This is a genomic window from Pseudoalteromonas sp. NBT06-2 (assembly GCF_002276045.1).
Classification (GTDB): domain Bacteria; phylum Pseudomonadota; class Gammaproteobacteria; order Enterobacterales; family Alteromonadaceae; genus Pseudoalteromonas.
The window spans coordinates 1-25362 of sequence record NZ_NQMR01000024.1 but is presented as its reverse complement, the minus strand read 5'-3'; the positions used below and the strand labels follow the sequence as shown (position 1 = coordinate 25362).

Annotated in this window: 15 protein-coding genes and 1 pseudogene; 4 read left to right on the top strand and 12 right to left on the bottom strand. The window is 34.5% G+C overall.

What is annotated here, in order from left to right; all coding sequences use genetic code 11:
* The first annotated feature begins 444 nt into the window (after positions 1 to 444).
* Complete coding sequence (locus tag CJF42_RS07145) at positions 445 to 4092, top strand: sensor histidine kinase (RefSeq protein ID WP_095366016.1); 3648 nt, start codon at positions 445 to 447, stop codon at positions 4090 to 4092.
* Here the strand turns inward: CJF42_RS07145 and ygjK are convergent.
* Both ygjK and lacZ read right to left on the bottom strand, forming a co-directional pair.
* Entirely contained in the window at positions 4061 to 6550 is a 2490-nt protein-coding gene (gene ygjK / locus CJF42_RS07140) for an alpha-glucosidase (protein WP_095366015.1), read from the bottom strand. The two genes, CJF42_RS07145 and ygjK, sit on opposite strands and share 32 nt — an antisense overlap.
* Entirely contained in the window at positions 6550 to 9753 is a 3204-nt protein-coding gene (gene lacZ / locus CJF42_RS07135; protein ID WP_252097548.1) for a beta-galactosidase, LacZ type, read from the bottom strand. The genes ygjK and lacZ overlap by 1 nt, the downstream gene beginning before the upstream one ends.
* Before the next feature lie 285 nt (positions 9754 to 10038).
* On the opposite strand from lacZ, the gene CJF42_RS07130 reads away from it, so the two are divergent.
* Complete coding sequence (locus tag CJF42_RS07130) at positions 10039 to 12048, top strand: S9 family peptidase (RefSeq protein WP_095366026.1); 2010 nt, start codon at positions 10039 to 10041, stop codon at positions 12046 to 12048.
* A 61-nt stretch (positions 12049 to 12109) separates the two neighbouring features.
* On the opposite strand, the gene CJF42_RS07125 is transcribed toward CJF42_RS07130, so the two are convergent.
* The 5 genes from CJF42_RS07125 to CJF42_RS07105 all read right to left on the bottom strand — a co-directional run bounded on the left by CJF42_RS07125 (position 12110) and on the right by CJF42_RS07105 (position 19656).
* Positions 12110 to 14887 (bottom strand): M16 family metallopeptidase, encoded by a 2778-nt coding sequence (locus tag CJF42_RS07125; RefSeq protein ID WP_170940513.1) that lies wholly within the window; start codon positions 14885 to 14887, stop codon positions 12110 to 12112.
* Positions 14888 to 15465: 578 nt separating this feature from the next.
* Positions 15466 to 16962, bottom strand: coding sequence for a dipeptidase (locus tag CJF42_RS07120; RefSeq protein WP_252097547.1), 1497 nt, complete (start codon positions 16960 to 16962; stop codon positions 15466 to 15468).
* Positions 16963 to 17143: 181 nt separating this feature from the next.
* Positions 17144 to 18043: a LysR family transcriptional regulator gene (locus CJF42_RS07115; protein WP_095366012.1), complete on the bottom strand. Its 900-nt coding sequence runs from the start codon at positions 18041 to 18043 to the stop codon at positions 17144 to 17146.
* A gap of 61 nt (positions 18044 to 18104) precedes the next feature.
* A complete protein-coding gene (locus CJF42_RS07110) occupies positions 18105 to 18746 on the bottom strand; it encodes a LysE family transporter (RefSeq protein ID WP_095366011.1) in 642 nt (213 codons plus the stop codon).
* A gap of 88 nt (positions 18747 to 18834) precedes the next feature.
* The gene (locus CJF42_RS07105; RefSeq protein ID WP_095366010.1) at positions 18835 to 19656 is read right to left on the bottom strand and encodes an AraC family transcriptional regulator; all 822 of its coding nucleotides are present in this window, start codon (positions 19654 to 19656) and stop codon (positions 18835 to 18837) included.
* Between the two features lie 217 nt (positions 19657 to 19873).
* Between CJF42_RS07105 and CJF42_RS07100 the strand changes: the two genes are divergently transcribed.
* The gene (locus CJF42_RS07100; protein ID WP_095366009.1) at positions 19874 to 20359 is read left to right on the top strand and encodes a GNAT family N-acetyltransferase; all 486 of its coding nucleotides are present in this window, start codon (positions 19874 to 19876) and stop codon (positions 20357 to 20359) included.
* Positions 20360 to 20363: 4 nt separating this feature from the next.
* Here CJF42_RS07100 and CJF42_RS07095 read toward each other — a convergent pair whose 3' ends face one another.
* Positions 20364 to 21086 (bottom strand): substrate-binding periplasmic protein, encoded by a 723-nt coding sequence (locus CJF42_RS07095; RefSeq protein ID WP_095366008.1) that lies wholly within the window; start codon positions 21084 to 21086, stop codon positions 20364 to 20366.
* Positions 21087 to 21128: 42 nt separating this feature from the next.
* Between CJF42_RS07095 and CJF42_RS27305 the strand changes: the two genes are divergently transcribed.
* Complete coding sequence (locus CJF42_RS27305; protein WP_170940512.1) at positions 21129 to 21269, top strand: hypothetical protein; 141 nt, start codon at positions 21129 to 21131, stop codon at positions 21267 to 21269.
* Positions 21270 to 21485: 216 nt separating this feature from the next.
* Here the strand turns inward: CJF42_RS27305 and CJF42_RS07090 are convergent, their stop codons facing one another.
* The 4 genes and pseudogenes from CJF42_RS07090 to CJF42_RS07075 all read right to left on the bottom strand — a co-directional run.
* The gene (locus tag CJF42_RS07090; RefSeq protein WP_095366007.1) at positions 21486 to 22520 is read right to left on the bottom strand and encodes a M48 family metallopeptidase; all 1035 of its coding nucleotides are present in this window, start codon (positions 22518 to 22520) and stop codon (positions 21486 to 21488) included.
* Positions 22521 to 22532: 12 nt separating this feature from the next.
* Positions 22533 to 23567: a YjgN family protein gene (locus CJF42_RS07085; RefSeq protein WP_095366006.1), complete on the bottom strand. Its 1035-nt coding sequence runs from the start codon at positions 23565 to 23567 to the stop codon at positions 22533 to 22535.
* A gap of 440 nt (positions 23568 to 24007) precedes the next feature.
* Positions 24008 to 24444: pseudogene (locus CJF42_RS07080) on the bottom strand (GNAT family N-acetyltransferase).
* 421 nt (positions 24445 to 24865) lie between these two features.
* Positions 24866 to 25362: PH domain-containing protein (locus tag CJF42_RS07075; protein ID WP_141235503.1), on the bottom strand; the 497-nt coding region annotated here is incomplete at its 5' end.

Here is a 25362-nt window from a genome sequence, read left to right as displayed (position 1 = left end):
AAATAGTATATCGATGATTTAAGGTCGAACTTTTATTTTTATCTAGATCAGAAGTAGCTTAAATCGAGCTGTTATATTTATGATTTGAACTATAATTGATGGGATAAAACTTATTGCTTTAGGCTTCTCTATATGACTGAGAAAAATAAAATTGAGTCTCTGTGGTTGATAGGGCTTTGTACTGCTCTGCTTTTTTTGTTTCCAATACTTCTCTTTGATGCGTTGTCTTTATTTCATATTTGGCTTGTTACATTAACTGTTTGGGCCGCTATGGTGCTTATAGTTGTAATCAAACTTTATATCTTTAGCAAGATAAATAAGAGTAGTCACTAATGCTGTCATTACAAACATTATTATTAAGATTGTTAACTTACATATTAGTATTATTTATGATTACACAAAGAACTCATAATTTATCATTACAATGTCAGGTGTATTAAGCTTATGGATATACGATTCATTAGTTTAATTTTATTCGCGGTATTTTTTACTAGACCGATTTTTGCGGTACAACAGGAGCTTTTTACAGATATAAATGTACCTATGATGAATTTTACTCCGGAGTCTGGGCTAAGTCAGGTGACAGTAAATGCAATTACACAGGATAAAACAGGGTTTATGTGGTTTGGTACGCAAACAGGCTTAAATCGTTTTGATGGCTATGATTTTATTCAATATAGAGCACAACCAGCATCAAAAAATCACCTAGCAGGTAATTTTATTACAGCTTTACGTAGCTGTAAAAACAATCAATTATGGGTAGGAACGAGTAGTGGACTTAGTTTATATGATCAACAAACGGGCTTGTTCAGTTCATTTTTAAAGCGCTTCAATGATGCTATCCCTGCTGATTATGTCAAAAGTATCGCATGTTCAAAAAACTATATTTTTGTAGGTACACAGGCAAATGGTGTATATCGAATTAATTTAGATAATGATGACGTGACAGCACTAGGTGGTACAGAGCATTTAATGGTGTTGGATATAAAATTATCTTTAAATTATATATTTGTAGCATCAGAACAAGGGTTATTTGCTATAAACAAGCAGTCTTTAGCTGTAAAGCAACACACTAACAAAGCACTAAATTCTATTGTTATATTAGAAGATTTTATTGCATTAGGCCGAGATGATGCTTGGCTAGAATATTATAAAATCAATGATTCAGGTTTGGATATTCAATGGCGATACTCTTTAGCTCAAAGTGATACTAATACAATTAAAGTATTAACGAAGCATAACAATATGGTCTATGCGGGTACAAATTTTGGCATCACTGTATTTGATTCTAATGGGCATATTTTAAATACCTATCAACATGATGACTTAATTCCTGATAGTTTGGCTGATGACATTGTGTTGTCATTATTTATTGATAAAAAGTTTAACCTTTGGATTGGAACGAATTCTGGTGGTGTAAATTATTTTTCAAAAGAGTTACGTAAATTTGGTCATGTAAATCAACAAAATTATAAAGAGAGTCCAATGGTTCATGTTGATATGCGTGCATTTTCATCAGATGAAAAAAATCGACTTTGGTTTGCGACAACCAAAGGAGCTTACGTTTTTATAGATGAGCAATTTATAAAAGCAGAAATATTATATGAGGAGCTAAAATCTTTAGAAAGCGCCTTTATTACAAACTTCTTGATGCAAAAAAATATAATTTGGTTTACGACTCGATTTAATGGTATTGCAAACTTTAATATTAACACTCGAAAAATTAATCAATATTCAACTAAATTTAATAACTCACCTGCAATTTCCTTTAATGATATCGTGGTATTTCAAAAAAATATAATAGTAAGCTCTAGAGGTCATGGTTTATTGCGTTTTGATGAGCAGACCAATAAATTTGAACGTTTCTTGGCTGAAAATCAAAATTTTCCGAAGGATATCACTGACCTGTTAGTTAAAAATAATGCGTTATGGTTTGGTTCTGTTGAGTCTGGGTTATTTAAATATAGTGAAGATGGACTAGAGCAATTGAATACCTCAGATGGTTTACTTTCAAATATTGTATTTTCATTGGCACTTGATGATAAAGGTCAGATTTGGAGCACTAGTGATGTGGGTATTAATATTCTAAATGATGATTTAACGATAGTTGAAACCTTGAATCAGACCAAAGGGCTTATCAATGAATCTGTATGGAGTATTGTTTTTGATGATATCGATAGTATGTGGGTTGGCACTAGTGCTGGGTTAGCAAGAATTAATGTCAATACCTTAGATATTGATAATTATACGACTTTGGAAGGCGCTCAAGGTGCTGAGTTTAATTTTGGTGCTGCTTGGAAGTCTGAAGAAGGACGTATATTTTTAGGTGGTACAAATGGATTTAATCAGTTTTTACCTCGTGAAATAGTTGAAATTGAAAATACGCCAAACTTATTATTAAATTCAATTGCTATTTTAGGAGAGGTTATTACACCTCAAAACTCACCTGATATTATTCAATATCAGTCACAATTAGTGAAGGAAATCACATTAAATTATGATCAAGATATTATGACCTTTAACTATGTCGTTTTAGCTTTTTCTAATCACCAAAAAATCTCATATTTTTATCGTATTATAGGATTGTCAGATGAGTGGGTATCTATGGATGGCAATAGTCGGCAACTAAATTTAATTAAACCACCTCCGGGAAAATATCAGATAGAAGCTTATGCAATAGATCAACATGGTAATAAATCTAATATACATCAACTAAATATAAAGCTACTGGCTCCTTGGTGGTGGAGCTCTTTTAGTAAGGTGATTTATGTACTTCTAGTTTCTAGTATTATTATTTTAATATTTTTATATCGATACAGGGTTTACAAACAAGTAATAAGAGACAATTCTGTTATGACTGAGTTAAAACAAAGGTTAGAGCTATCATTATGGGCCAGTGGTGATGAACTTTGGGATTGGGATGTCATAAGTAACAAAGTATATCGTTACACCGTTGAATCGAGAATTGATTATGGTGAGGGAGAAAATAGAGACAATATTGATTTTATTCATATAGAAGACCAAGCAGGTCTCAATGAAAAAATAAACACCTGCCTTAAGCAAGGTGTAGATAGCTACGAACAAGCAGTGAGAGTAAAAGATTTTTTTGGTAATTGGAGTTGGGTATTAGACAGAGGAAAAGTGGTTAGTAGAGATGAAGATGGCAAAGTAATACGTATTGCTGGTTCTCTAAGAGATATTGCAGAGCTTAAGCGACATGAAGACTCTTTAAAAGATTTAAATGAAAAACTAGAGCAAAAAGTAATATCAAGAACAGCTGAGATATCCAAAAAGAACGATGCATTAGAAAGTGCAATGTCTCAACTCAAAATCGCACAAGAAGAGCTCATTGAGAGTGAGAAAATGGCATCTTTAGGTCATTTAGTTGTGGGCATATCTCATGAAATAAATACGCCTTTAGGCATTGCGATGACCGCGATTACTCATAATCAAGGTTGTTTAATTGAAATACAAAAAAAACTCGATAATAAAATCCTGACCCAAGAGGATTTATTGCAATCAAATAAAAAACAACAAGAGGGTTATAGATTAATTTTAAACAATCTAGATAGAGCGAACAAGTTAATAGCAAGTTTTAAACAAGTGGCTGTCAATCAAAACTCAGAAATAAAAACAGAAATAAACTTAACAGAATATATTCATGAAGTTATGAACTCTGTGAAGCCATTATTTAATAAAAAAATAATTGATGTTGTAATTCATGGACCAGAAGCTTTAATTATCAATACTTATCCAGGTCCAATTTATCAAGTTATTACTAACCTAGTAAATAACTCAATATTACATGGATTAGAACATAAAAATACAGGTGAGATCCGTATTGAAATAAGTATACTTGAAGGTCGTATATGTTTGAATTATTTTGATAATGGCAAAGGTATGGAGCTTTATATGTTAAAACATATATTTGATCCTTTTGTTACCAGTAAACGAAATCAAGGTGGTAGTGGATTAGGCATGAATATCGTTTATAACTTAGTAACTCAAGTATTAAAAGGGGAAATAAAGTGCTTCTCGAGCCCTGAAAGTGGCTTTGAAGTTAAAATATATTTTCCGGTGAATATAAGTTGAATTTTTTAGATTGAAGCTGATGAGCTTGGGATTTAAATTGATACAACATATATAGATGAGCAGCACTCCAACTGAAGTTAGTTGCACCTTGTACAACACCTGTTTCTGGGTTGTAGTTTTCTCTAATTGGGCCGTCACTAGCAAGGCCTTCAGCGCTTGTTAGTAACTTAGTGATCATCAACTCAGCTTGCTCTGTATAACCATAATTAGCTAAAGCAATCACGCCAAAGTAGTATTGATCAAGCCATACTCTGCCGCGCCAATAAATATCAGCATGATAAGCAGGGTTACTTAATGCTGCTGTTCCTAATGGAATTGTGCTATTAAACTCAGTAGGTTGTGCCATTACTTTAGCAACTTGTGATGCTTTATTTTTATCTGCAATACCTGCCCATAAAGGGCTCCAGCCTTCAGGACCTCGACCTCTGGCAACTAATAACTCGCCATCACATTGCGTGTTACTGCTTTTATCATGCCTGATTTTCATATCGTAATAAAATCCGGTTTTATCATCAAAAAAACAGCTATTTATGCGCTTTATTAATGCATTGGCTTGATGTTTGTATTCATTTTCAGCTTTTTTATGATTGAGTAAGTTTGCCATTTTGGCTAGCAATTTTTTTTCTTGCGCTAAATAGGTATTTAGCTCAACAGATTCCTGATTAATAGAAAAGCCAATTAATTCACTTTGCTGATTTTTATTTTCAAAAAAACGTACCTGCCAGTCGGCTCTTGCTTGTTTTAAGTTTCCTTGATAATGTTTTTTAGCGTACTTATTGATTTGTTTTGCATTAATAAAACCAAAACGTGCAGCGTTATCCATACCCGACTCCCAACCTGCGCCATGTTGTGCGCCAATGTCTAAATCTAAATATAGGCCAGTATCTAAAATTTTCTCATATAATGCCATGCCTGCACAGGCATACCAGTTCTTTTTTTGTTTAGCACATAATGATAAATCTATATCTTTAGGTTGTTTGTTATATTGTACTTTAAAGGTAATGTGGCCTTGTGCGTTGTTATGCGCTCTATGCTTGGTTGCGCCATACTCAATTAAGCCATTTTGATTATGATCACGGTTTTTATACCACCAATCATGATAGGCGATGAGCTTAGGATACATTTCTTCTATAAACTTGATATCATTAGTTTTTTGGTAAATTTTCCATACAGCCCAACTAGCTAAAGGCGGTTTGGTATTGCGTTCGTTCCAGTTTCCTCCTTTACCACCACGAGCTTGATCTTTATTATAAAAAATGGCATCTATCACCATGCCTGCGTCTTGTGGCCTCAGAGTGTCATTAGGTTGTATTTGATAATCAAACATCGCACGAATATTACTTTTTGCAATTTCAGGATTAAAATTAGCCATCGCATAAGCGTGTTTCCAAGTATCCCAAGCCCAAGCACCATTAAACCAACGAGCAGTAACTGAAGGGGAAACAATATCATGTTTAATTTGACCCGCAGCGCTGCGCCAATTGCCATTTAAGGTCTCTATGGATTTAACGGCTAGTCTATTATCAATTAAACTATTCGGATTACTTAACCCTTGAGATAGATATTTTTGCCACCTTAGTTTTGATTGCGAAATATAGTTTTGCGGCTCGGTCAGTATTTTATCTACTTTGCTTTGCTCTGCTATGTACTCATCTTGACTATGGACATAAGATTGCACCGTATATAGTGTTTGGCTTTTATTAGGTAGGATTTCAACTTGGCTTTTACTGAGATAACTTAAGTTTGTTTTATCGATTGTAGTTTGCGTATTAATAGAACGTTTAATGCTATATTGTGCTTGATTGGACATCATAATGTTCCAAGTGTTTTGTACTTCACTGAAACTAATATTAATGCCTTGCTCATTGGTGCTGATGTTGCGCTGCCAGTTTAGCAGCGCTTGTTTTACGGTTTTAGTATCATTGTATTTATTAAGTAATTGACCTTGCCAGCTTAAATCTAATTCCAAATCTTGATGACTTAAATTTGAGATTTTAGTGCTAACAATTGCACTGCGATCAGTAGCAAACGAAAGTGATAACTCAAGTGTTAAATCTGACCAAATATAGATTTGTTTTAAACTTCCAGGCAGAGAATTAAGCTGCTTTTTAGCCTTAGAAAAATCGTATTTATTCCCTGTAGTTTTATTTGTTACACTGAGCTGTTCTAATGATTTTGCTAAAAATAAACTATATTCTTCAGCAATGATCATAGGGCCGGTAAAAGACCCTAATAAATTATTCTCATCAGGTAATAAAAAACCATGCCAGCTACCCATATCAAGTAATGGGTTGAATTTTTGATTGCCAAATTTATCATAATCTTTCATTTTATCTGGTGAGCCAAAACGGTTGATTACATCTGAGTATGCAGTACTTGTTGCGTTAACGGAATTGCTTACACTTGATAAAATAAATAAGCTTAAAGCGGGTGTTAATGTTTTAAGTATTGTGTTCATTAGTGTTTTTCAGCCGCGAGTTCAGTAATGCTCTGTGGTTTTATAAAAGGCACTAATGTAAATCCATAACTGTGATCTTGCGCTTTTATTGTATAAGGAGCATGAACCAAGCGACCCCATGATGTATCACCGCCCACACCCATTTGTTTATGATCTATATTGACTGTCACTAAATTTCTTATAGGTACTTCAGCACCATGCTTAGATGTTACTGGCACCAACCCTGAAGCTGATGCTTCACCATCTTTACCTGCGATAAAATCAATATCAGCTTGTAGATATGGCCATGCACTTACTGATAAAGGCTTATCACCAATAGCTAATAGTCCTGCTCCATTATTGTTCTTTAAAGTTAACCAACGTACATCTGTTTTATTGCCGTTTTCTTGTGGTCGTGCATAGTGATGGATTTGATCTTTCACTTTGCCTTTGTATATTGATATTTTGGCTGAATTTTTACGATCGGCATAACTCTCGTGTGGGCCACGACCAAACCAACTCATATTTTTGTAATCACCTGGCATGACTAACTGCATACCAAAACGTGGTAAATTAGGCAGGGTTTGACCATCAGCTAAATCTAACTCAGTTTTTACGTGAATGTCACCTGAGTGCGCAATGTTGTAAGTTACTTGATAGTTGCCTTTAAAGGCATTATTGCTGTATTGAGTGCTTACTTCAATACCTGGGTTAAGCACTTTGCTATTAATATTACTGAGCTTAAGTTGTGCGCCAGCGCTTTGCCAAATGCTTGCCCATTGTTGCATTTGATTACCTAAGTCGTTATCTGTGGGTGGGCGCCAAAAGTTAGCAACTAAAGGTTGTGTTAATAATTGATTATTTAAATACTGGTATTGAGATAACCAACCTGTTTTTTGATCAAAAGAAGCTGATATTAAGTTATTGCTAATTGTCATGAAGCCATTTTTATTGGATATTTTTAAATTTTCAGCACTTGGAACAGATGCGATATGATTTTTACTCTGTGGTGCTTTTGCATATTTTACGGGGATTTTAAATTGTTCGAACGCTATTTCATGGCCTTTGTTTAATAACTGTTTTGTTTTATTTACAACTGCTTTAACAGTGACAAAATATTCTTTATAACTGACATTGGGCAACTTAGGTAGGTTTAATTTCACTTGCTGTGTTGTTTCAGGTTTTATATTTGGCATAGTTTGATGATCAGTTGCAACAACCTCACCATCAGCCTCTAATTGCCAGTGTAAATCGTATTCATTTAAGTTAGTGAAAATAAACTTATTGTGAATATCAATCAGTCCATTTTTTATATCTACCGCCTTGAAGGCAACTGGTTGGTATACTTTTTTAACTTCAAATAAATGTGGATGAGGCTCACGATCAGGATTTACTAAACCGTTATTTAAAAAGTTACCATCGCTTGGTAAATCAGGATGGAAATCTTTACCATATGCCCAATATTTAACACCTTGTGCATTGGTATATTCTAAAGACTGGTCAACCCAGTCCCAAATAAAACCACCTTGCAGTACGTCGTATTTTTCAATTACATCCCAGTAATCTTGCAGATTACCAACAGAGTTCCCCATAGCATGGGCATATTCAATCATGATCCCAGGGCGGTCGTTATTATTCTTAGCGTACTTTTCTAACCTTTCTATGCTTGGGTACATGGGCGCAAAAATATCAGTGTAATGTTCTTCACCAGCAGGCTCATACTGAACTGGGCGGGTACCATCGTTATCTTTTAACCATTGATAAGTGGCTTCAAATATTTTACCTTCACCGGCTTCGTTGCCTAAAGACCAAATAATGATAGATGGGTGGTTTTTATCACGCTCAAACATACGTTGTGTTCTATCCAAATGAGCTGGTAGCCAACTCATTTCATTACCAATTTGCGTATCTTTATCTATTGCTAAAGGGTGCGATTCTATATTGGCTTCATCAATGACATACATGCCATATTTATCGGTTAATTCATACCAATAAGGGTCGTTAGGGTAGTGACTAGAGCGTACCGCATTAATGTTGAATTGCTTCATTAAGCGAATATCTTGCTCCATTAATTCTTTTGTTACGATATGGCCATATTGCGAAGAGGTTTCATGACGATCTACGCCACGAATATAAATTGCTTTGCCATTAACCGTTAATTGACCTGCTTTAATCTCAATATGACGAAAGCCAATTTGATCTGTCAGGGTTTCAATGATTTGTCCATTTTCATTTTTTAAACTAATCAATAAGGTATATAAATTTGGCGTTTCTGCAGTCCATAACCTTGGTTTGTTTAGCTTACCGTTTAGCGATAATTCATTTTGGTCAGATTTATTTAAATTGAGAGTTTTTGAGTCATTTAAAACCACTTTCATATTTTGAGATGGGTCTAATAATTGGTAACTTGCTGTTAAGTTTTTAGCTTGTTTATCTGCATAGTTTGTGATTGTTAAATCTAGTTCGAATTGACCTTGAGTGAAATCTTTGTTTAAGCTGGGCTTGGCATGAAAATCAAAAACATGTTGTTTTGGTGTGGCATATAAATAAACATCTCTTTCTATACCTGAAATTCTTAGCATATCTTGGCTTTCTAGATAACTTGCATCAGTCCAACGGCGAATTTGAAAGGCTAATAAATTATCTTCTTTTACATATTCGGTTAAATCAAATTCAGCGGGGGTTTTTGAACCTTGGCTATAACCTACTTTTTTACCATTTAGCCATACATCTAATGAGGATTTAGCAGCACCTACATGTAAAAATACTTGTTTGTTTTTCCAGCTTTGAGGTAATTTAAAAGGTTTTCGGTAAGAACCAACAGGGTTGTAATCTTCAGGGGCGTCAGGCCAAGTTGTAGTAAATGGAAAACGTTCATCAAGATAAATTGGGTAGCCAAATCCTTCGATCTCCCAGTTTCCTGGTACGGGGATTTGTGACCATTTAGAATCATCAAAGCCTTTTTTCTCAAACCCTTTTGGTGCTTGTTTAGGACCTTTTTGCCAATTAAACTGCCATAATCCATTTAATAAGATGTAGTTATTGTTTTGGTTTGGCTGATCTATTAATGCTGCTTGCTCTGATAAGTATGGGAATAGTGTTGCATGGGGTGCTTGTTTATTTATGGCAAAAACTTGATGGTTTTGCCAATTAGGCTTTTGTTCAGCCATAACATTAGCTGTTATACCTGCACAAACAATTAAAGTAGAGAAAGCAACTTTCATAAGATTACCAATTTGTATATTGTATAATTAATATAATAAGTAGATTAATATCATAATTTGCCGCTAATTTTCAATAAAAATGCGCGTAAATGATTAAATTTTTTTAACCTGATTATTCAATAAGGTTAAATAGTTAGTCTTTCGTGCTTGTCGCTTAGTAGTGCAGTCACATATTTAATGGGGTAAACTCAAGCCATACTTATTTTATTAATGGACTAGCTTTTAGTGTCTGAAAAAATATCTGAAACTTCTAAAGCGCCGATCGCAAAAAAATCACCATATTTAATGACTCACCATAATCACCAAAGAGATGATAACTATTATTGGATGCGTGATGATGAGCGTCAAAATGAAGACGTTCTTGCACATTTAAAAGCTGAAAATGATTATTGTGATTATGTTTTAGCTGGCCAAAAACCATTAGAAGATAAGATTTTTGAAGAACTTAAAGGCCGCATTGTAAAAGATGACAGCACAGTGCCAGTACGTGATGGTGATTTTTGGTATCACAGTACGGTAAGTGGTGATGATGAATTTGCATGCTATTACAGAACAACAAGTTTTGAGGGGGATAACCAGCTTTTATTGTTAGATGTCAATCAGCTTGCCAGTGATTATGAGTTTTATGAGCTAGGTGATATATCTATAAGCGAAAATGATGAAATTTTAGCATATAGTGAAGATACAGATGGGCGTCGTATTTATACCATACGTTTTAAAGATATTAACTCGGGCGAATATTTAACTGATGTATTAGAAAATACCGAAGGCCAAACTGTTTGGGCTAATGATAATAAAACCATTTATTACGTTAAAAAAGACCTCAAAACTTTATTAGGTTTTGAAGTTTATCGCCATAAATTAGGTACTGCGCAAACCGATGATATTTTAGTTTATCAAGAAGATGACCGTAGTTATTATATGGGTCTAGGTAAAAGTCGTGATGAGAGTTTAATTTTTATTGATCTTGAATCGACCGAAAGTAGTGATACTTGGATATTAGATGCAAATACGCCTGATGGCGATTTTACTCAAGTCATTGAGCGTGAAGAAAAGCATGAGTTTGATATCAATAAATTAAATGATACTTTTTATATCACAACCAATTGGCAGGCTAAAAACTTCAGGTTAATGACTGCGAATAAAGATACCATTTATGATAAAAATCAATGGCAGGAATGTATAGCTCATAGAGAAAACGTATTATTTGAAGGTGTAGAGTTATTCAATAACTTTATGGTAGTGACTGAGCGAGAGCTTGGCCAAATTCGTTTTGTCGTTTATAAAAAAGATGGTACTAAATACCCTTTAGAATTTAACGATCCTTGTTATTATGCTGCTGTGGGCGATAATCCAGAACCAGGTAGTGAAACAGCAAGATTGTATTATTCAAGCTTAACTACGCCAGGTTCATTATTTGAATTTGATTTAAATACTGGTGAACGGAAATTACTTAAACAACAAAAAGTATTAGGTGACTTTAACGCCGATAAATATGGTTCAGAGCGATTATTTATTGAGTCGAGAGATGGTGCTCAAGTACCTGTATCTATCGTTTATCATAAAGAAAAATTCAAAAAAGATGGTACAAATCCATTATTTCAATACGGGTACGGTGCGTATGGCTTCACAATCGATCCAAACTTTTCAAGTAGTGCATTAAGCTTATTAGATCGCGGTTTTGTATATGTTATAGCGCATATTCGAGGTTCAGAAATGTTAGGTCGTGATTGGTACGATAATGGTAAAAAACAGTTTAAACAAAATACCTTTAATGACTTTATTGATGTTACAAAAACATTAGTAGAACAAGGTTATGGCGCTGAAAATAAAGTCTTTGCATCGGGCGGTAGTGCTGGCGGTTTATTAATGGGAGCAGTTGTAAATCAAGCTCCTGAACTTTATAAAGGCATTGGCTGCCATGTGCCATTTTTAGATGTATTAACCACTATGTTAGATGAAAGTATTCCACTAACAACAAATGAATATGATGAATGGGGTAATCCAAATGAAAAAGAGGATTACGATACGATTTTAGCCTATTCGCCTATGGATAATATCAAACCACAAGCTTACCCCAATATTCTAGTTACTACAGGCTTACACGACTCACAAGTACAATACTGGGAGCCAATGAAATGGGTAGCAAAAATGCGAGAATATAAAACAGATGATAATGTTTTAATATTCAAAACAGATATGGATGCCGGTCATGGTGGTGCATCAGGTCGTTTTAAAAGCCTAAAAGAAAAAGCGTTAGAAATGGCATTTTTTATTAGTTTAACTAACGCATAATAAAAAGGGGTCAGAGTACATTAAATTAATGTACTCTGACCCCTTTTTTTATGTTTTTTGGTTAACGAAGTTTATTACCTTCAGTATCCCAAATTTCTACGTCGCCTAAGTTTAATTTTTTAACATCGGCTTCAATTTTATTTAAATCACCTACTATAACCCAAACCATGGCATTTGGATCAAATGCTGATTTAGCCAGATCAGCCATCATTTTTGGCGTCATGTTGTCGTATTTACGTTGCAGTGATTCAGCAGACTTTTGTGGACGTCGTAGGTTGTTATTACTAACCATATGGCCTAACACTGTTTTAGCTTGCTCAAATTTACCGGGTAATGTTAATGTTTTGCTTTTAACAAATAAATCAAGTTCGGCCTGTGTTGCTGGTTTCGTACTTCTATAACGTGTGATTTCACCAATTATTTCATTTATCGCATCAGCTGTTTTATCACTTTGTACTGGTGCGTAATTATACCAAATACGTTGTCCGCGAGCAGTAGAGATACCAGTATAAGCGCCGTATGTCCAGCCTTTATCTTCACGTAAATTCATATTCATACGCGCTGTGAAAGTACCACCTAATAAACCATTCATTGTTTCTAGTTCTAAATGATTAGCTTCACCTGATGAGGGTATTAAGTGACCTGAAACTATCATGCTTTGTGGTGAGTTAGGACGATCGATTAAGATTACTTTCGGTTTTTTAGCTAAGGCTACTGGCTTAAATGATTTACTTCCTTTATCCGCTTGTGGTGCTTGCCAAGTACCAAAAGAGGCTTCAAGTTGCTCAGTTATTTCTGCTAAAGTCGTATCACCAGCTACGAATATTTTTGCGTTGTCAGGTCTGATCCACGCGCTATGGAATTGTTCCATATCATTGGTAGTAAATGACATTACTGACGCTTCAGTGCCCGAGCTAGGGAAGCCGTATGAATGCTCACTGCCGTAGAGTGCTGGTAGTAAAACATTAAAAGCGATTGATTGCGGATTGTTTTGACTTTTTTTGATATCTTCTATTGTTAAGAGTTGATCGCGTTTTAAATCCTCAGTATTAAATGCTGGGTTTATCACAACATCGGCCCATAAGTCAGCAGATGCAGCTAAGTTAGACTTAAGTACTGAAGCATTGACTCTGAATATATCTCGAGAAGAACTCGCGCCGATTTTTGCACCTAATAGTTCTTGTTTTTCAGCTAGCTCTAATGAAGAAAGCGACTTAGTACCTTCGTTCATCATACCTAAAGTGAAAGAAGCTAAACCCGTTTTATTTTTTACGTTAGCAGCATCACCACCATCAAAAATTATGCTCATTTCAACTACTGGCACGCTGTGTCGCTCTGATAAAAATACTTCTATACCGTTAGAAAGCTTAGCTGTTTGCACATCGGGTAAAGAAAGCTTTTTAGCACTTGTCATTTCAGGGCGTTTGCTACGATCAGCACCCGTTTTAGCGACTGTATGTTTACCAAATGGTTTTACTGTTAGTTTGTAGTGTCCATCTGAAAGCCATTCTTTAGTGGTTGCTTGAATATCAGCTGGTTTTGAGTTTTCAATCCATTTTAGTCTAGTATTAACAAAGTTAGGGTTGCCGGCATACAGTGCACCTTGTGCTAATGTACTCGCTTTACCGCTAATCGATTCTAATGAGCGAATTACGCCACCATTGATAACGGTCTTAATTCGAGCCAGTTCAGCTTCTGTAGGGCCTTTTTTTAAATATTCATTTAAAATATTATTGACCATTTTTTCCATTTCTTCAGCATTACCGCCAGACTTTAAGGTAACTGAAATAGAGAAAGTACTTGCCAGTTCATGTCTGTCTAAAGAGGCGTGAACATCGGTGGCTGACTGGTTTTTATGGATTAATTCTTTATAAAGGCGTGAACTTTTTCCTTGGCCTAAAATTGCAGCTGCTAGCGATAGCTCTGTTGCTTGTTTTGTTGTGCGTCCAGGTACTGCCCAATTCCATGTAATGCGGGTTTGCGATACATTATCGTACATGACTTCTGAGATATTAACTGTGCGTTCAGGGATCATAGATGTCATATGGTGTAATGGATCACCCGATGCGATATCACCAAAGTATTTTTCTACTTTTGTTTTTGCAGTTTCAACGTCAATATCACCCGCTAAAACAACAACTGTATTTGCGGCACCATAATATTTAGCAAACCAAGACTTAACATCATCAAGAGAAGCGGCATCTAAATCAGCCATTGAACCAATAGTTGAATGTCTGTAAGGGTGGCCAGCAGGGAATAAACCTTCTAGAATACGATATTCAGACATGCCATAAGGGGCGCTATCACTCTGACGTTTTTCGTTTTGTACAACTTTACGCTGCTCATCTAATTTATCTTGAGAAATCGCACCTTCTAGATGACCCATACGGTCTGATTCCATCCAAAGGGCAATATCTAATCCTGAAGTAGGCACTGTTTGGTAGTAGTTTGTACGGTCAAACCAAGTTGTACCATTTAAGCCTGTAGCACCAATTTCTTGCAAAGGTTTAAAATAATCTTCGTTAGCATTTTCTGAGCCATTAAACATCAAATGTTCAAACAAATGAGCAAAACCTGTGCGGCCTTGTGGTTCATTCTTAGAACCAACATGATACCAAACACCTAAAGTCACAATTGGTGCTTTACGGTCTTCATGCACAACAACACGTAAGCCATTGTTAAGTTTGAATTCATTATAAGATAAATTAACAATGTCTTTAGCTACTGAGTTTTCTGACTTAGTTGTTGTATTTGCAGTATCATTTGTTGAAACACATGCTGTAGTCATAAAAGCCAGCGATAGTGCCGCTGCTAGTCTGGTTCTTTTTGATATATCCATGATATTCCTTTTGAAGTTTGACCTAAACGATTTAGAAAAGTTAAGTAAATTAACTATATCGTGTTTGAAACTAAATAAGAATGCCTCTGTGTTTTTGTATTGGGTAAGTGTGGATTTTAATTGCAAATGTTTGTAAATGAAAGAGAGGTTGATTTTTTGATAAGTAAGCGTCATAAATAGCTTAGTATTCACCGTTTCCTTTGATCTTTAACAGTGCTTTAAATAATATTTTTATCCATAATAACTACATCCACTCTGTTTTTCGCAAGTTGCATTAATAAAGCATTCATATGTAAGTGTTAATAATAATTAGGGTTTTTAGTAACTGTTTTTATAGTTATCGCCAAAAAACTCTTTAGTATCTTGAAATGAGGCTACGGAAACCTTACTGAGTTGGGATATGTTTTTAAGTATGATGTTTTTACGTTTAAGTGACACTGCAACATTAGAGTATCTGAATACGGGTTGTGATAAATAACCTTTTTTAACTTGCTCTAAGGTATTTATGTTAGTTGCAGTATCTAGCCTTCCTAAAGATAATTCTCTTGCGATAAGATTATTTTCTTTTTTGTTATATTTTATTTTGCCAACTCAATCATCACTGCAGTATACATTCTTAGGTTTAGTATGAATTGTTCCATGGTTATAAATTCATGCTCAGAATGACCAGTGTATTCAGCGTTTGGCATTGAGGGGCCGAAACTGACTGCATTAGGAAATAATCTTGAGTTAGTGCCGCCGCCAATAGATATTGGTTTTGGATTTTTAATGCCAGTATAATGTGAAAATACATTTAATAAAGTATCTATATGTGGTGCATTCTCTTGTACAAAGGGTTCTTCTATTTCACTTTCAAAATTTAATAACGTCACTTTATTTTTAGCTTGCCATTGCGCTAATACTTGTTGTATTTCTAGCTCAAGTACACCAGTCATTTTTCCTTTTGGTCTACGAATATTGATATTAAGTTGTATACCGTCATCTAGCTGTTTTAAAACCGTAGGAGATACAGTCATTTTTCCCATAAAAGTATCTTCATAGCTAATTTCACCAAATTTTTCACCGTATAGATCAGTACCTAAATTGTCATTGATAAAATTAACTAAAGCGCCGCTTGTACTATTCGGCCAATGTTTAAATGATAAAAGTTCAGCTAGATGTGTAATGGCATTTAAGCCTTCATCTGGTTGGGATGAATGTGCAGATTTACCTAAAGCGGTGATGGTTAATTGCTTGTTCTGCCATTGATAGCTGTATTTTATTTTAGGGTGTTTAGCTGCAATTTGTTGAATGTGTTTAACAATAAATGGGGTTGCATTTTCTATTACAACTTGAGCATCTTCAGGAATTTGACTACCAAACAAACCGCCAGTAAAAGCACTTAAATAAGGCCTAGTGCTGTTAATGTCATTTTTAGGAAAGGTCATTTTTAACATGCCCCAACCTTTTTCTGCTATTACAGCAGGGTATGATGCATCAATAGTAATATTGGTTTGAGGTAAACTATTCTGTTTTATAAATTCTTTTAATGGCTCCCAATCACTTTCTTCAGCCATATAGACATAAAGTTCTAAACGTTTATTTAGTTTTATGTTGTTGTCTTTAATTGCCTTCATAGCATACATAGCTGTTGCGATAGGGCCTTTGTCGTCTTCTGTACCGCGACCTATTAATTTTCCGGGTTGTGATGTTGAGTCTAACTCAAATGGCGATTTTACCCATTTAGCAGGATTAACAGGTTGCACGTCACCGTGAGTAATAATACCAACACGTTCAGTACTTTTACCTAGCCCAACTATGGCAACATAACCATGATCTTCAAAATCTAATCCTAAGGCTAAAGCTTGTTTTTTTAGTTCTTTTTTAAATGCGATATGTGTTGGATTTTTTGTAGATGGCGTACCCTCTTTAGCAACCGTATTGTGTTTAATCAATTTTCTTAAGCTTTGTACCATATCGTGTTGATAGGTCTTTACCGCATAATCAGCTGTACTTTGAGAAATAGGACTGACTTTTTGTGCCTGACTCATTAAAGGGGTTAATAAACATGATAACAAAGCTAATTTTTTAAACACTGGTGCTCCAAAACATAAATGAAATGTAGAAATAGTCATATTATAACAATTAGTGGCTAATCAAAAATGAATCAAATTTTTTTACATCATTATAATTAGGATATGTTGTACTTTTAGGCCAAGTTAAATCACCTTGACTTTATCGTGAATTTAAAATCATCATTCATACGTAAAGCTAAGTTTATAGGCTCAAAATTTGTTGTTTAACCCATTTAAAGCTTGGTTTAGCTGAGTTAATTTTGTGCCAATATATATTTAAATGGTAGTTAGGGATATCAATCGGTATTTCAAATATTTGAATGTTTATTTGGCTAGATAGTTGTTCAGCAATCGTTCTTGGAATTGTTAATAATAAATCTGAATGTAAAACCGTATGAGGTGCCACTAAAACACTGGGTAGTTGAAGTGCAACACTACGGCTGAGTTTTTGTTTTGCGAGTACATCATCAACGACACCTGATTTTTCTCCCCAAGGCGATACTCTTACATGAGATAAAGATAAAAAAGTATCTAAATCAAGACCGTTTGTTAATGCAGGATGATTGGTTCTTGCTATTGTGCAATAGCTTTCTTGTAACCAAGTAAAAGACTCTATGGTTGAAGAGCTCTCAATAAGGTGGCTATAACCTAAAGCAAAATCTACTTGATGATTCTCTAATAAAGCTAAAGGGTGATGTTCTTTAGTGCCAATAGCATTAAGTTTTATATTAGGTGCTTGATGATTCACCCTCCCTATTAATCGCGGTAAAAGGCTAAATTCAGTATAATCGGTTGCTGAGAATTTAAATTCTGATGTATCGGTTTTTGGATTGAAAACTTGTCTTTCATTAATGGCTGATGAAATTAATGGCAAGGCCTTTGTTAAGTGCAGAGCCATTTCTTGTGCGCGAGAAGTTGGAACCATTACATTATTTGTTCGGATAAAGAGTTCATCATTTAAGCGTTTTCTCAGCCGAGATAAACCATGACTAAAAGCTGACTGACTTATGCAAATTTCATTGGCTGCTTGAGAGACCGATTGATGACGATATAAGGCATCAAACATAACCAATAAGTTTAAATCTAGCTGATGTAAATCCATTTTTATGCCCTAATTAATTTTTCAGGTTTAATTGTAAACTTAAAGGCGTGATTTTGATAAATTAATTTATAAGGCCAAAAATTATCATTGTTGATACGCTTAAAAATAATACACCCGTAACTAAGTTGATACTTGGTGTCGCCTTTTGCATGGCTTTTTGTATAATTGGTTTAGACAAAACAAAAGCGATAAAAATAAACCAAATTAAAGATAAAACGAGTAAAAGGCAGCTTGCTGCTATTTTTGTTTCAAGGGCAACATTAGGCGTGATCAAAGTCGAAAATAATGTAATAAAAAACACCATAGCTTTGGGGTTTAACATATTGGTATAAAACCCCAATAAAAACCCTTTTTTGACTGATAGTTTGTTTTTTTGTTCTGTTTCAAAAATAGAGATTTGTTTATCTCGCCAATGCGTTATAGCTGCTTTAATAGCACCGATCCCCATCCATCCTAAATAGCTAGCACCAATGAGTTTTACCATAATAAACAGGATCTGAGAGCTTTGGATAAGTAAACTGACTCCGGTTAAGCTTAATAATGTATGCGCTAATATCGCAATCGATATCCCTACCGCTGATGCAATGGCTGTACTGCAACGTTCTTGACTTGCCATTTTTACTACAAGCGCAAAATCAGGACCAGGGCTTGCAAGTGCAACGCTGTGGATCACTGCGAGTGAAATAAGAAGTTGTAGTTCCATGATTTAGCCTAAAAGAGTTATTTGATATAAGTTTGCACTTTACTCAATGATAAAGATTGTAAATTATTGCAATCTGCTGAGTTGATAATTATTTAATCTGTTTTTGAAAATGAGATGGCGTAATTAAAAAGGCATTTTTAAAAGCTTTATTAAAATGGCTTTGATCAAAAAAACCTACTTTGTGGGCAATATCAACCATATTACAGCCTTTTGCTAAGGCTTTTTTAGCATACTCCAATCTAACGCGTTTTAAATATGCGTGAGGTGTCATACCTGTTGCGGCTTTAAATTGCCTTAAAAACTGAAACTTACTTAAACCAATGGAATCAGCTAATTGCTCTAATTGAAATGAATTTCCCATCTCATCGTGAAAGCGCTCTTTTATATTAAATAAGCTTTCTTGTGAGAGGTTAAGGCTTTTATTGTTTACGTTTGAAGTGCCGTAACGCATAAATAGTTCAGTGCAAAATGCCATAAGTGTGGTTTCTATTTGTAATTGGTTATGGAGTGTTTGCGGCTGAGTTAACATGCTATGCAGTTTTAAAAAGTGATTATAAATATCAGGATCATGATTTAGAGGCTTAGCAAAAAAGTGTTCTTTAATATTTAGTTCATTAGCTATTTGTTTGGCGTAATCTACAGGGACAGACATTACAAAAGCTTGATAAGCTTCATCATTAATACTTTGCCCATTATGGCTTTCATCTGGGTTTAAAGTTGAGATAAAACCTTTATTTAAAAGGTATTTCTCGCCTTTATGATTATATTTCTGACCGCCTTGGGTGACTACGCCTATGTGGTAATCTAAATGAACATGCTGCTCGAACTCAAAATGCTGAAAACGGGCATGACTAAGTTCCATATCTGGCAGAATAGGGTTATGCCAATAATCAATTTTTTCTTCAAACATATTTTAATTCTACTTAGTTAATCACTTTAAAACTGCGTTTCAGTATGCCTTTTTTCCATTGTAGTGCTGTGTTTATCCTGTGCGCTAGTAAATTATTGCAGTATATGAACATATCTTTATGAATATTTATCATGGGTTACTGATAACTATGCATTTGTGTCATCTAGCTCGAAAATATAAGCTATCAGTACTGAAAGCTTAACTAATTGAGAAAGTAATGAGTGAATTAACAATAAGAGTCGCAACAGAAAAAGATGTAGGCACTTTGTTTAAATTTATTAAAGAATTGGCGATTTATGAAAAAGCTGAACATGAAGTATTAGCAACTGAAGAGACTATTAAAAGTAGCATTTTCTCAGATAATAGTAATGTACATGCGCTTATTTGTGAGTTAGATGGTGTGGCGATTGGATCGGCAATTTACTTTTATAACTATTCTACTTGGCTTGCAAAACCAGGATTATATTTAGAAGATTTATATGTATCGCCTGAATATAGAGGTAAAGGAGCAGGTATAAAGCTTTTAAAAGCTTTAGCTAAAATCGCAATTGAAAAAGACTGTGCCCGCTTTGAATGGAGTTGTTTAGACTGGAATACACCGTCTCGTGATTTTTATGCGTCTATTGGTGCAAAAGATCAACCTGAATGGATCAGCTACCGCATGACAGGAAAAGAATTAGCAGATTTTGCAAAGGATAGTTAAACAGCTAACGTGGTTTTGAGCTTTTTTTAAAATGTTCAAAAGCCACGTTTATTCTTTGAACTAACTGTTTTGATGAGTTTTTATTAATAGCCATGCAAATTTCATTTCTTCCTGTTAAATCAATAGTGAATAATTTAGTTACTGAGCTAAAAGGGAGGTTATGTTTTTTTAGCTCTAGTCTCATACCTAGCTCTGAATTAACAAGTAGGTTTATACGCCCAGCGATTAATTTACTTGTATTAACTGACATTTCAGGTGCTAAATCTAGCTGTTCGCCTTCTTTAAAACCTAAATCTAGTAAATATGAATGACTCCAATCCCCTCGAATTATACCTATCGTATATTGTTTCGCTTGTTCTATGTTTTTAAATTGGACAGATGAATTATTAGTCATTTGATAAAAATGCATGGGAGTTGGTTTTATTATGGGGCAGAACCAGTGAAATTTATTTGCCCTTTTATCTGTTTTATAAATGGAATAAATTAAGGTGTTTTTATTTTGAGATGCGATTCGAAAGCTTCTGGCCCACGGGTAAACACGTATTTTATATGCAATATCGGCGTCAGATAAAATTTGATTTATAACAGTTGTTGAATTGCCTATTAGCTTTCCATCTTTATTTAAATAATTATAAGGTGGCCAGTTTTCAGTAACGACTAAAACTTCTTCTGATTTTAATCCAAAAGAAAAGAGCGTAATAAAAATAAAACAGAGAAGATATTTCATGTGTTCACTTTAAACCACAAACTTATGTTATGCAATTATTGTATGTATTTCGCGCTATTGGTTGATAGTAGTATTGAAGGTCGTATTACCGAGCAAAGTCAGTCAGTTTATTTTGATGGTGCACAAGTTAAATTATCGCCGGTAGAGTCCGAGGCTTATTTGATTACCCCCTCTAAGGGCTAAAGTTAACGCCCAAGGCCTATTAAACCTCAATTTTCAGTTGTTCTCGCTGTTCATCAACTTTTTCTTGGTTTCAACTCTTCTCGGCAATCAATATCTTACGGATTCAAAGCGTAAAGTGGATTTTCTTCGAGAGAGATTTATAAATACTCGTCAATAAAAAACGACCAGAGTTTAGCGCTAGTCGTTTTATTTATTGAAATGTAGTAAATATTAAAACTAAGGTTGCTGGTTAAATTTTTCAGCCATTTTAATTCTTTGTTCAGTCGTTGGGTGAGTCGAAATAAAGTCAGCTAACTTATTACTTTTTTCATCATTTTTTTCATGATAATAACTTCCTAAGTTTTGCATAATTAATACAAAGCTTTGTAGTGGAATATTATGTTGATTTAATTGTTGTAGTGCATAGTTATCAGCTTCAAGTTCAAATCCTCTTGAATGAGCCATATCCAATATTAAAGTGGGCAAGCCAGTGATTAAATCAAAGGTTTCAACATCTCCAGTGATAAATACCACCAAAAGCGTGATCATAGCATCTTGTAATAATCTTTGTGTCATGTGTTTATGTTTCAAGTGACCTAACTCGTGAAACAAAACTGCCAGTAATTGATTATCTGATTGTGCCAATTCAACAAAATCATCAGTAAAAACGATTACGCCGTTAGGTAATGCGAGTGCATTCGCTTGCATGCCAGATCTAAATTCAAGTTTTGGCTGTAAATCATGATGATTTGCTAAATAAGGCGCTACTAACTTTCTAATCCTTTGCTGTTTTTTTGTTGATAATTCAGATGGTTCAAATACTGTTTCATCTAATATATCTAGGCTAGAAAAAAGCTTATCAGAGGTGAAGCTAGGTGCATTATGGTCTATCACTTTTGCAGCTGACGGAATACCATAAACAATAGTACTATATAATAAAAGAATAGCGGCAATGGTAAATACCGATATCAGCGGTATATTATTTTCTAGGTGATATAAAAACGATTTTTTGTTTTCATTATTTTGCCATTGCGAAAAAGTATCAATATCGTCATTGTTATTAGTTATAAACAACTGTGCATCGGTAAAGGCAATTTCTCTAGGTGTATTACCTAAGCGAGATTCAATATTGCATTGGTTAAATTCAAAAGACAGTGATTGCTGTTGCTCTGTTAAATGAATACGTGTGAGTTTATGGTCATTAACCACCTCTAAACGCGCATTATGGCGTTTAGAGGTTTTACCATCTAAATAGATACCGTCTATTAACATGGTGTTCCTTACTTAAGCAAAATCGAATACTTGACCAAACTCTTCACCTAATGCGCTGATATTTTCTTTTTCAGCTGCTGTGAAGGTTTCTAAACTACCTTGAGCATGCATTGTAATACATGAACAGATATATTTAGTCATTCTTACTTTTGCAGCAGGTAAATATAAACCAAGAGTGATTAAAGTAAAAAACAAATTAATTAAAATAACTTTTGTTTGCCCTGTTCTAGTGAGTTTGGCATCAAATTTATGTTCCACTAGGCTTAGACTGGTATAAAACACATTTGTCATAGACACCATAAAGTAAACAAATAAGCCAAAATACATTACAAATAAAAGAAGTGGAGAAATCATCGCAAAAGCAGGTAAGAAATAGGCAACTAATCCGACAGGAACCCCAACAACTAATGCAATACCGATCATCGTTAAAAATATCATACCGTAGTCTTTGTAAGTGGCTTTAAAGTCAAACTTTGTAGTACCGTATGAGCTATTTCGTACAAAGTACTCATTGGCTTTTAAGATAGCTAAAGGGTACAAAATGCCCAGTGTTAATATACCTAACAATGGCCAGATATAAATAACCATGAAGGCTTCCCCATAAGCGCCTTTGAAACGAAACTGAATGTTTTTATACGCCGACATTCTGTTAGTGAATGCCACTGACTGATTGATAAAATAAGGAATAGCAAATAATAGGGCTATGGCGATAATCACTGCAATTACGGGGGCAAAGATCGTAGCAACATAGTAAGCAATAAAAGCTAATATTGCGATGATCCTACCTTTTAATATGGTGATCGGATCTGCTAAATAACGAAAGTTAGCGTCATCTAAATAGAGGTTAGAATAAAAGTAGCGGTTATTTCTCACTTTAGCCCAAGCAGAATAAATACCTAAAGTCACTATGGTCAGTAATATGTTGACAATCCAAATTTTAAAATATTCCATGCCATCGCCACGGAATTCAAAATTTAAGATGCTGGTTTTTTTCGGTGTTTGTACACCCTCGGCAGCTGTTGCGCTGTGAGATTCTTCTTGGTTCATCTAATTTCCTTGATTTTATAGTTTAACTCACTGTGTCATGTTTTTTTACAGATGAGTGAGGAGATAATATACAAATATTTATAAAGGTACAATACGCTCTATTATATAACTGACATTAAGAAACTGTTGAGTTGTGGTAGTGAAACGAATGGATTTTAACTATTTGGAATAAGCTATGTATTTCCTCACATTCAAGAGTTTATTTAATAAATAATAAATGAGATTAGGTACATTAATATATGTTTATTTCATATTATTAAACTTTTTATTTGCAAGGTATCTTCTGTGCGAATTGTAGCCGTTAGTGTTATATTCACTAACAGCGAATCTTCCGATTATAGGGGAATGATAATTATTGGTTTACTCCATTATCTGCTGATTAACAAGAGTGCTCTAGTGTAGTTCAGGAGGTTATAGCTGTTCGGTTACCCTACTATGTTTTAAAGCTTAATAACCGCCAGCATATCTTCATCGTCTTCATCCATACCGACTTCAGAAAAGCCAAAGCTAGAATAAAACTCTTTAGCTACAGGGTTTTTAGGATTATAACAAATTTCAATCTCTTGTAAGCCCGGAATTTTTTTATTTCAACCAAGGCAAGGTTAAGTGCAACATGGCCTATTGATTTTTGTTGATGCTGTTTATCAACCATAAACCGCCAAATTGAAATTTTAACTTTAGATTCTTGTACCCACATAAAAAAACCTACTGGCTCTTCTTTCACATAAATAGCTCTGGTTTCATAGCCTTCATTGTACTTAGCTTCAACTAATGACCACATATTACAAGCGACATAATCTTCTTGTTCTTTTGTGACATCGAGTTCACAGACTTTTTCATAATTTTCTTTTGTTACTTGACGAAGTGATACTTCCACTGAATTTCCTTAAAACATATCATTTGTTTAGACGCTTACCTAGTTAGATCTTGAGGTAAAATCAGAATAATATCTGCCTGTTATTTCAGCGCATATATTATACCAACGCGAGTAAGTAAGCGCTTACTTCAAATGAGCTAAATATTTCAATAACATCGTTGCTTTCAGCCTAATAGCCAGCTATTACATGTGGTATCACCAGTACCAAAAATAGGCGTTTTAGGGGAAGGCCCTTGTCGAAGTTCAAAAACCTAAGAAATTAATATTGCTTTAGGAAATGAATATTTGACTGAATAAAGTTTAATAGTATTACGAGATATTTGGATACATATTCATTACGGAAGGTGAATTGCTTATTGCCCTGTTTATAAAAAAGAGTGCATGCTGGTGATGTGGGGGCTGGATACCTCCGGCAGCCCGATTATAGCAATTTTAATCGGTACTTTTCTAATGTTAAAATAAAATCGCTAGGTGAATCTACACCTAAATAAATAAACTTACCCGAGTTGAGCTGAATCTCTACATTTGGATTACCTGCCAAATTAAACCTTTTAACATTACTCGATCTACGAATGAAGCCTGAGCTTAATTGAATGCTTTCGATGTTAGCTAAGGAAATTTCTAAAGGGTTCAATACCCCATACCTGATAATGAGAGAATTTGGTGTAATGGAAACTGGCCTAATCGAAATGGCTTTATACTCTGCAAGAAAAAACGCTAAACCTAGAAGTGTTAAACCTGTTGTAAGATTGGCAGCAAAAGGTGACAAGATAAAGTGAAATAGTAAATGCATAATCGGTAACTCAAACAAAATGATAAGGATAAAACCTAATTGATTGCTTTGAGTACCGTCTTTCTTATGGCAGGTAAAGTGGCTATCACCAGTAAAATACTGTTGCCTTATCTTTTTAGAAAAGA

What these genes read in the sequence shown, in the direction of transcription:
- CJF42_RS07145 (WP_095366016.1), top strand. Translation starts at nt 445, where the DNA reads ATGGATATACGATTCATTAGTTTAATTTTATTCGCGGTATTTTTTACT.
- ygjK (WP_095366015.1), bottom strand. Translation starts at nt 6,550, where the DNA reads ATGAACACAATACTTAAAACATTAACACCCGCTTTAAGCTTATTTATT.
- lacZ (WP_252097548.1), bottom strand. Translation starts at nt 9,753, where the DNA reads ATGAAAGTTGCTTTCTCTACTTTAATTGTTTGTGCAGGTATAACAGCT.
- CJF42_RS07130 (WP_095366026.1), top strand. Translation starts at nt 10,039, where the DNA reads ATGACTCACCATAATCACCAAAGAGATGATAACTATTATTGGATGCGT.
- CJF42_RS07125 (WP_170940513.1), bottom strand. Translation starts at nt 14,887, where the DNA reads ATGGATATATCAAAAAGAACCAGACTAGCAGCGGCACTATCGCTGGCT.
- CJF42_RS07115 (WP_095366012.1), bottom strand. Translation starts at nt 18,043, where the DNA reads ATGGATTTACATCAGCTAGATTTAAACTTATTGGTTATGTTTGATGCC.
- CJF42_RS07110 (WP_095366011.1), bottom strand. Translation starts at nt 18,746, where the DNA reads ATGGAACTACAACTTCTTATTTCACTCGCAGTGATCCACAGCGTTGCA.
- CJF42_RS07105 (WP_095366010.1), bottom strand. Translation starts at nt 19,656, where the DNA reads ATGTTTGAAGAAAAAATTGATTATTGGCATAACCCTATTCTGCCAGAT.
- CJF42_RS07100 (WP_095366009.1), top strand. Translation starts at nt 19,874, where the DNA reads ATGAGTGAATTAACAATAAGAGTCGCAACAGAAAAAGATGTAGGCACT.
- CJF42_RS07095 (WP_095366008.1), bottom strand. Translation starts at nt 21,086, where the DNA reads ATGAAATATCTTCTCTGTTTTATTTTTATTACGCTCTTTTCTTTTGGA.
- CJF42_RS27305 (WP_170940512.1), top strand. Translation starts at nt 21,129, where the DNA reads ATGTATTTCGCGCTATTGGTTGATAGTAGTATTGAAGGTCGTATTACC.
- CJF42_RS07090 (WP_095366007.1), bottom strand. Translation starts at nt 22,520, where the DNA reads ATGTTAATAGACGGTATCTATTTAGATGGTAAAACCTCTAAACGCCAT.
- CJF42_RS07085 (WP_095366006.1), bottom strand. Translation starts at nt 23,567, where the DNA reads ATGAACCAAGAAGAATCTCACAGCGCAACAGCTGCCGAGGGTGTACAA.